The organism is Pseudoflavonifractor sp. HCP28S3_F10 (assembly GCF_052065415.1).
Taxonomy (GTDB): Bacteria; Bacillota; Clostridia; order Oscillospirales; family Oscillospiraceae; genus Pseudoflavonifractor_A.
Genome location: NZ_JBQHUB010000011.1, coordinates 71,832 through 79,122, shown reverse-complemented (window position 1 = coordinate 79,122; position 7,291 = coordinate 71,832). Strand labels below are relative to the sequence as shown.

The 7,291-nt window shown below is 64.4% G+C and carries 8 protein-coding genes and 1 pseudogene; 7 read left to right on the top strand and 2 right to left on the bottom strand.

The features are described 5' to 3' along the window. The 5 genes and pseudogenes from ACTNBZ_RS06855 to rbr all read left to right on the top strand — a co-directional run. Positions 1-226 (top strand): annotated as a pseudogene (locus ACTNBZ_RS06855) (hypothetical protein); the annotation flags it as partial. 68 nt (positions 227-294) lie between these two features. Beyond that, positions 295-603: a DUF6054 family protein gene (locus ACTNBZ_RS06850; protein ID WP_441208927.1), complete on the top strand. Its 309-nt coding sequence runs from the start codon at positions 295-297 to the stop codon at positions 601-603. Between the two features lie 18 nt (positions 604-621). After that, the gene (locus ACTNBZ_RS06845; protein WP_441208926.1) at positions 622-1,773 is read left to right on the top strand and encodes a GNAT family N-acetyltransferase; all 1,152 of its coding nucleotides are present in this window, start codon (positions 622-624) and stop codon (positions 1,771-1,773) included. 36 nt (positions 1,774-1,809) lie between these two features. Further along, positions 1,810-3,813, top strand: coding sequence for a YgiQ family radical SAM protein (locus ACTNBZ_RS06840; RefSeq protein ID WP_441208925.1), 2,004 nt, complete (start codon positions 1,810-1,812; stop codon positions 3,811-3,813). Between the two features lie 62 nt (positions 3,814-3,875). Continuing rightward, entirely contained in the window at positions 3,876-4,409 is a 534-nt protein-coding gene (gene rbr, locus ACTNBZ_RS06835) for a rubrerythrin (RefSeq protein ID WP_441208924.1), read from the top strand. A gap of 61 nt (positions 4,410-4,470) precedes the next feature. On the opposite strand, the gene ACTNBZ_RS06830 is transcribed toward rbr, so the two are convergent. Further along, positions 4,471-4,848, bottom strand: a complete 378-nt coding sequence (locus ACTNBZ_RS06830) for a hypothetical protein (RefSeq protein WP_441208923.1) — start codon at positions 4,846-4,848, stop codon at positions 4,471-4,473. Positions 4,849-5,017: 169 nt separating this feature from the next. Here ACTNBZ_RS06830 and ACTNBZ_RS06825 point away from each other — a divergent pair, with 169 nt between their 5' ends. Both ACTNBZ_RS06825 and ACTNBZ_RS06820 read left to right on the top strand, forming a co-directional pair. Further along, positions 5,018-5,401 (top strand): Fur family transcriptional regulator, encoded by a 384-nt coding sequence (locus tag ACTNBZ_RS06825; RefSeq protein ID WP_441208922.1) that lies wholly within the window; start codon positions 5,018-5,020, stop codon positions 5,399-5,401. 188 nt (positions 5,402-5,589) lie between these two features. Next, positions 5,590-6,354, top strand: coding sequence for a glycoside hydrolase family 25 protein (locus ACTNBZ_RS06820; protein ID WP_441208921.1), 765 nt, complete (start codon positions 5,590-5,592; stop codon positions 6,352-6,354). Between the two features lie 54 nt (positions 6,355-6,408). On the opposite strand, the gene ACTNBZ_RS06815 is transcribed toward ACTNBZ_RS06820, so the two are convergent. Further along, a complete protein-coding gene (locus tag ACTNBZ_RS06815; protein WP_441208920.1) occupies positions 6,409-7,278 on the bottom strand; it encodes an NAD(P)-dependent oxidoreductase in 870 nt (289 codons plus the stop codon). Between the last annotated feature and the right edge of the window lie 13 nt (positions 7,279-7,291).

Below are 7,291 nucleotides of genomic sequence, written 5' to 3'. Positions count from 1 at the left end.
GGGACGGCCTGCGGGAGATCGCCGCGCGGCAGGGCCTCTCCGCCGTATCGGAACTCACCGGCGGCGTGAAGCCATGGTGACGGCCATGGCGGAAAGTAATTTGGTCTCCCTCTGCTTCGCCGATCCCTTCGCCCCCATCAAGGTGCGGGACGGCCTGCGGGAGATCGCCGCGCGGCAGGGCCTCTCCGCCGTATCGGAACTCACCGGCGGCGTGAAGCCATGGTGACGGCCATGGCGGAAAGTAATTTGGTCTCCCTGGAGCTGTAGACCTGTATCCAAAAGCTCCACGACGCCGTGACCGGTGCAGGCGGCGCGCTGCTGGACCGCTATGAGCTGTCCCACCCCAAGGGCGGGCGCTGCGTGGTGCTGGTGTACGAAAAGCACTGCTGGCGGCCGGGGAGCCCCTTCTCCCTGTCTCTGACATCGGTGGCCGACAGGCGCATCACCCTCACCGTGACGGCGGATGACTATGAGGGAGCGGGCCTGACCCGGCTGCACTGCGTGAGCGGCGGCGGGGGCCGCGGCCTGCTGGACGCCGACCGGGGAGAGGCCGGGGAATTTGAGAACGCGGTCCTCCGGGCTCTGGACGATATCCGCGATTGAGGAAGAGAGAAGATACCTATGACCACCACATTGTACATTGTCCGGCACGCTGAGGCGGAGGGCAACTGTTACCGCCGCATCCACGGCTGGTATGACGCACGGGTCACTGAGAATGGCCTGCGCCAGATCGCCGCGCTGGAAAAGCGCTTTCAGGATATCCACATCGACGCGGTTTATTCCAGCGACCTGTGCCGCACCATGACTACCGCCTCCGCCGTATACCGGCCCAAGGGTCTGGAGCTCCACACCCGCAGCGACCTGCGGGAGCTGAACATGGGCGTGTGGGAGGACCGGACCTGGGGCGAGGTCATAGAGTTCCAGCGGGAGCAGTATGACAAATACTGCCGCTGCGATCCCGCGTGGAAGAACGAGGGCGGCGAATCCCGGGACGAGGGCCGCAGGCGCATTATGGCGGCGGTGCTGGACATCGCCGCCCGTCACCCGGGACAGACCGTGGCCGTCTTTGCTCACGGGGATATCATCCGCTGCCTCCAGGCCGAGGTGTTGGGGGTTCCCACGGCGGAAATGCCTGAGCTGGGCCACTGCGACAACACCGGCGTCACCTGTATGCGGGTGGAGGACGGAAGAGCGGAGCTGGTGTTCCGCAACGACAACTCCCATCTGCCTCCCGAGCTCTCCACCCTGGGCCGCCAGCGCTGGTGGAGGGAGCGGGACAACGTGATGGCCGACGCCAATGCCTGGTTCCGGCCCCTGGAAGCAAAAAGGGAAGGAAATTTCTACCTGGAATTGCGGCGGGAGGCCTGGCAGGGCCTCTACGGCGATCTGGAGGGCTATGCCGGCGCCGCCTTTCTGGACGAGGCGGCCGAGCAGGCCGCGCGGGACCGCCGTGCCCTCTGGTGCGCCATGCTGGGCGACCGGCCTGCGGGGGTGCTCCAGCTGGACCTGGACCGGGACCGGGCGGAAAAGGCGGGCTACATCCAGTTTCTGGCCCTGGTGCCCGGGTTCCGGGGCCGCCGCCTGGGGCCTCAGCTGCTGGGGCAGGCGGTGTCCCTCTACCGCTCTATGGGGCGGGAGAAGCTGCGCCTGCTCTGCGCCCCCGGCAACGGGCCGGCCCAAACATTCTACGCCGGCTGCGGGTTCGTCCGGACGGGGAGCCGGCCGGGCTTCCACGGGCCGCTGGATCTGCTGGAAAAGGACATCCGGGTGTGACCGCCCGCCAAACGACTACGACAGAGAGGGTTACCTATGAATCAATTTTTGCCGGTTTCCAAAGCGGATATGGAGGAGCGGGGCTGGTACTGGTATGATTTTCTCATCATCACCGGCGACGCCTATGTGGACCATCCTACCTTCGGCCCTGCCATCATCTCCCGGGTGCTGGAGGCCGAGGGGTACCGGGTGGCCGTCCTGGCCCAGCCCGACTGGAAGAAGGCCTCCTCCTTTACGGCCCTGGGCCGGCCCCGCCTGGGTGTGATGCTCTCGGCGGGCAATATCGACTCCATGGTGGCCCACTACACCGCCGCCCGGAAGCGCCGCCATGACGACGCCTATTCCCCTGGCAACAAGGCGGGGCTCCGTCCCGACCGGGCCACCATCGTCTACTGCAACCGCATCCGGGAGGTTTTTGGGGATATTCCACTCATCATCGGCGGACTGGAGGCATCCCTCCGGCGGTACGCCCACTACGACTACTGGGAGGACAAGGTGCGCCGCTCCATCCTGGTGGACAGCCAGGCCGACCTGCTGACCTACGGCATGGGCGAGCGGGCCACCCGTGAGATCGCTGCCCGGCTGGCCTCGGGCACGCCGGTGGGGGAGATCACCGACGTGAAGGGCACCTGCTTCCTGGCCGGCAGCCCCGCCGCCTGCTCCTATCCCATGGTAGAGGTACCCTCCTTTGAGGAGGTGTCCACCGACAAGCGGGCCTACGCCCTGGCCAACAAGGTGGAGTACGAGGAGCATGACCCCATCCGGGGCCGGGCTATCCTCCAGCGCCACGGGGACCGGGTGCTCATCACCAACCCGCCCGCCATGCCCCTGAACACGGCGGAGCTGGACTTTGTGGCCGAGCTGCCCTACACACGGGAGCCCCACCCCATGTACGACAGCATGGGGGGCGTGCCCGCCATTGAGGAGGTGCGCTTCTCGGTGGCTCACAACCGGGGCTGCTTCGGTGCGTGCAACTTCTGCTCCCTGGCCTTCCACCAGGGGCGGATGATCACCTGCCGCAGCCACGAGAGCGTCATCCGGGAGGTGAAGATGCTCACACAGCATCCCGGGTTCAAGGGGTATATCCACGACGTGGGCGGCCCCACCGCCAACTTCCGCCACCCCTCCTGCGAAAAGCAGCTCAAGCACGGCCTTTGCAAAAACCGGGCCTGTCTGGCCCCCACGCCCTGTCCCAATCTGGATGCCGACCACAGCGACTACCTGAAGCTGCTGCGGGAGCTGCGGGCCATCCCGGGGATCAAGAAGATCTTCATCCGCTCGGGCATCCGCTTCGACTACATGCTGGAGGACAAGAACGGGGAGTTCTTTGCCGAGCTGGTGCAGCACCATGTGTCCGGCCAGCTCAAGGTGGCCCCGGAGCACTGCGTCAACGGCGTACTGGACTATATGGGCAAGCCCCATATCGAGGTCTACGAGAAATTCAAGCAGAAGTACGACCGGCTCAACCAGCGCTACGGCAAGGAACAGTATGTGGTGCCCTACCTCATGTCCTCCCATCCGGGCTGCACCCTCCAGGACGCGGTGAAACTGGCCGAGTGGCTCAACAAGACCGGACGCCAGCCCGAGCAGGTGCAGGACTTCTATCCCACCCCCGGCACCCTGTCCACCTGCATGTACTATACCGGCATCGATCCCCGTACCATGAAGCCGGTATACGTCCCCACCGACCCCCACGACAAGGCCATGCAGCGGGCCCTGATGCAGTGGAAGCGGCCGGACAAGCGGCCCCTGATCCTGGAGGCCCTGCGCAAGGCGGGCCGGGAGGATCTGATCGGCTACGGCAAGCACTGCCTGGTGCGGCCTGAGCCGGGCCGTCCCGGCAGCGGAGCGCCCCAGGGAGAGCGCAGGGGCGGCGGAAAGCAGGACGCCCGCCCGGAGCGGAAGGGAAAGGGAGGCAAGCCCAAACTCAGGCAGGCCGGACTGCGGGTGGAGCACAACGAGTCCGCTCCCCGGCGCAAGGCGGGGTGGGCCAAGCCCAAGGCCAAAAAGAATGCCCGGCCGGGCAAAGGCGGGCGCTGAACAGGATCTGTGCGCCCAAAGGCGAGCAGAAATAAAAGCAAACATAGAAAGGATGATCTCGTATGGAACTCAAGGGAAGCAAGACCGAGGCCAATCTGTGGAAGGCGTTTGCAGGCGAGAGCATGGCCCGCAACAAGTACAGCTATTTTGCCAGCAAGGCCAAGAAGGAGGGCTACGAGCAGATCGCGGCCATCTTTGAGGAGACTGCCGGCAATGAGAAGGAGCACGCCAAGCTGTGGTTCAAGGAACTCTCCGGCATCGGTGACACCGCCGCCAACCTGCTCGCCGCTGCCGCCGGTGAGAACGAGGAATGGACCCAGATGTACCGGGAGATGGCCGAGACCGCCCGGGAGGAGGGCTTCGCCCGTCTGGCCTTCCTGTTCGAGGGCGTGGGCAAGATCGAGAAGGAGCATGAGGAGCGCTACCGTGCCCTGCTCAAGAATCTGGAGGACGGCCAGGTCTTCCAGAAGGGCGACGTGTACGTATGGAAGTGCCGCAACTGCGGCCATCTGCATGTGGGCAAGGAGGCCCCCGGCGTCTGCCCCGTGTGCGCCCATCCCCAGGCCTACTTTGAGCTGCAGTCCAAGAATTATTGATTCCGCTCCCGGAACGGGAGAAAGAGAAAAAGAGGTGTGGAGCGATCCACACCTCTTTTCTTTACCGGGCCGCCTGGCGGACGCCGTTTCCGATATCACGGGCGGCGTCGCCCACGCCGTTGGCCGCGTCGCGGACCATGTCGCCCGCCCCGCGGGCCACGTCCCCGGCAGCGTTGCCCACACCGCCGGCCACATCACCCACCGGATTGTTGGTCTGGTCGGGAGCTGTGGTGTTGTTGGGATGGATCGAAGGGCTGGGGCTCAGCGTGGGGTTGGGCGCGGGGGAATGGCTGGGATTCAGTGTAGGACTGGGGCTGACGGTGGTGCCGGGAGTCCCGCTGGGCGTGGCGGTGTTCTGGGGCGCATTGCTGGCGCCGCAGCCCGCCGCGGTCAGCGCCAAGGCCAGGGTCAGACAGAGCGTGCTCAGGATTCGTCTCATTCCAAAGCCTCCTAAGTGATTGTGATGTCGGAATCTCCATCCGTCCCATAGTATGGACGCTTCGCCGGAAAATACGCCATAAAAAATTTTACTGAAAGCTCTTGAAAAAAAGAGGAAAGACTGATATATTAATAACAATAATAGTTACTGATTAAAAGTGAGGTGTACCATGAACGGCAAACGTTATTCCCGCCAGCGTGAACTGATCTATGAAACGCTCATAGGTACTTCGGAGCACCCCACGGCGGAGATGGTGTATCAGTGGCTCAAGCCGGACAACCCCAACCTGAGCCTTGGAACAGTATACCGCAATCTGAATCTGATGGCGGATGAGGGGCGCATACGGCGGCTGGCCTTCCCGGTGGAGCGCTATGACGGCGACACGGAGCCCCACTGTCACTTCCAGTGTGACCGGTGCGGGCGGGTATATGATGTGGATATTCCCTATTATGAGAAGTTGGATCACGAGGCGCTGGAGCACAGTGGACACCAGATCAGGGAGCATGAGCTTCTGTTCCGCGGCCTGTGCGCCTGCTGCAGGACTGCCCACTGAGCCGGCGGAGACCGTCAAAATATGGGTTGAAAAAACCGTCCGGGGATCTTTCCCGGGCGGTTTCTCTGTTATGGGGGGTTGCCAAAGCTGTAACGGGGCATTATGATAGTGTCTGCTGAAGCGATCACAAGGCGGTTTACCGGCACGGAGCTGGCCGCGCTATCCAGGGATAAGGTGTGATAAGAGTTGTGAAGACCATCAGAGCCATCATTCGCATACTGGGCCGCCTTCTGCTGCTGGCGGCGGTGCTGGCGGTACTGGCAGCGCTGGCCCTGGCCTTTCTGCGCTGGCGGGGGCTGATCCTCATGCCCCATGAGGCGGACCCGGAGGAGTGGCAGGTCTTTGGCGTGGATGTGTCCACCTATCAGGGACAGATAGACTGGCCGGTTCTGGCGGAGCAGGGGGTGGACTTCGCGTTCATCAAGGCTTCCGAGGGCAGCGGGCTGCGGGACGTGCGTTTTGCAGAGAACTGGGCAGGCGCCCAGGCCGCCGGCATCCGGCCCGGTGCGTACCACTTTTTCAGCTATGACAGTCCCGGCGAGGGGCAGGCGGAGAATTTCATTGCCGCCGTGCCCGTGACGCCCGGGGCCCTGCCGCCGGTGGTAGATATCGAGTTTTATGGCCCCTATCTGGAGGAGCCCGCCGGGGCGGAGCGGGTGAAGGCCATTCTGGACCCCCTGCTGGAGCGGCTGGAGGAGTGCTACGGCGTCAAGCCCATCCTGTACGCCACCTACCGCTCCTGGCAGCTCTACCTGTCGGGCCGGGAGTACCGGGACTATCCCCTGTGGATCAGCAGTCCTGTTGTGGCACCCATGCTCCACGACTGGGATTTCTGGCAGTACAGCCATACCGCCCGGCTGGAGGGCTATGACGGCCACCAGCCCCTCATAGACCTGAATGTGTTCCGGGGCAGCCGGGAAGAGTTTTGCTCCTTCGGTATGCCGGGGGCATAACAGTCTCCGCGTCCGTGAGCAAAAAAGTCCGGCCAATAGGCCGGACTTTTTTGCTCAGTGCTGGTCATAATATTTGATGAGAGCCTGGGTGCCGTCGTTTTCCAGCCCGTCGGCCGCCATCTGCTCGTAGAGGGAGCAGACGGTGTTCAGGGCCTCCAGCTCCACGCCCCGCCGGGCGCACTCCTCCTGAATGATCTTCATGTCCTTGATGAAGTGCTTGATAAAGAAGCCGGGGGCCAGATCTCCCTTCAGGACCCGGGGGGCCATGCTGGCGATCTGCCACGAGCCGGCCGCGCCGCCGCCGATGGCGTCCAGCATGGCCTGGCAGTCCAGACCCACCGTCCGGGCGTAGACCAGCGCTTCGGTATAGGCGGCGGTAGCCCCGGCCACGGCGATCTGGTTGGCGGCCTTGGTGTGCTGGCCGAAGCCGGCGGGGCCCATGTAGTGGACGCTCTTGCCCATGCAGGCGAAAAGGGGCGCGGCCTCGTCAAAGTCGGCCCGGTCGCCGCCGGCCATGATGGAGAGGGTGGCGTTCCGGGCGCCGCTGTCGCCGCCGGAGACGGGAGCGTCCATGACCCGGACGCCCCTGGCCTTCCCCAGTTCATAGAGCTTCTGGGCCAGGGCGGGGGAGGAGGTGGTCATGTCGATGACCAGGGCGCCGGGGGCGGCGTGGGCCAGGATGCCGTCGGGGGAGGTAAAGACCTCCTCCACGTCCCGGGGATAGCCCACCATGACAAAGATGTATTTGGCGCCCTCTACCGCCTGGGCGATGGTGCGGCAGGGACAAAGGCCGTACTGCTCCTCCACGCCGGAGAGAGTCTCATACCGGCGGGTGTAGACGGAGACGGGGTAGCCGTGGGCGGCCAGATGGCCTGCCATGGGCTTGCCCATGACGCCCGCTCCGATCCATGCGACGTGTTCCATTGGGATCATCCTT

Excerpts from the sequence above, each read along its gene's own strand:
- ACTNBZ_RS06815 (WP_441208920.1), bottom strand. The coding sequence starts at position 7,278 with ATGGAACACGTCGCATGGATCGGAGCGGGCGTCATGGGCAAGCCCATG.
- ACTNBZ_RS06840 (WP_441208925.1), top strand. The coding sequence starts at position 1,810 with ATGAATCAATTTTTGCCGGTTTCCAAAGCGGATATGGAGGAGCGGGGC.
- ACTNBZ_RS06830 (WP_441208923.1), bottom strand. The coding sequence starts at position 4,848 with ATGAGACGAATCCTGAGCACGCTCTGTCTGACCCTGGCCTTGGCGCTG.
- rbr (WP_441208924.1), top strand. The coding sequence starts at position 3,876 with ATGGAACTCAAGGGAAGCAAGACCGAGGCCAATCTGTGGAAGGCGTTT.
- ACTNBZ_RS06825 (WP_441208922.1), top strand. The coding sequence starts at position 5,018 with ATGAACGGCAAACGTTATTCCCGCCAGCGTGAACTGATCTATGAAACG.
- ACTNBZ_RS06845 (WP_441208926.1), top strand. The coding sequence starts at position 622 with ATGACCACCACATTGTACATTGTCCGGCACGCTGAGGCGGAGGGCAAC.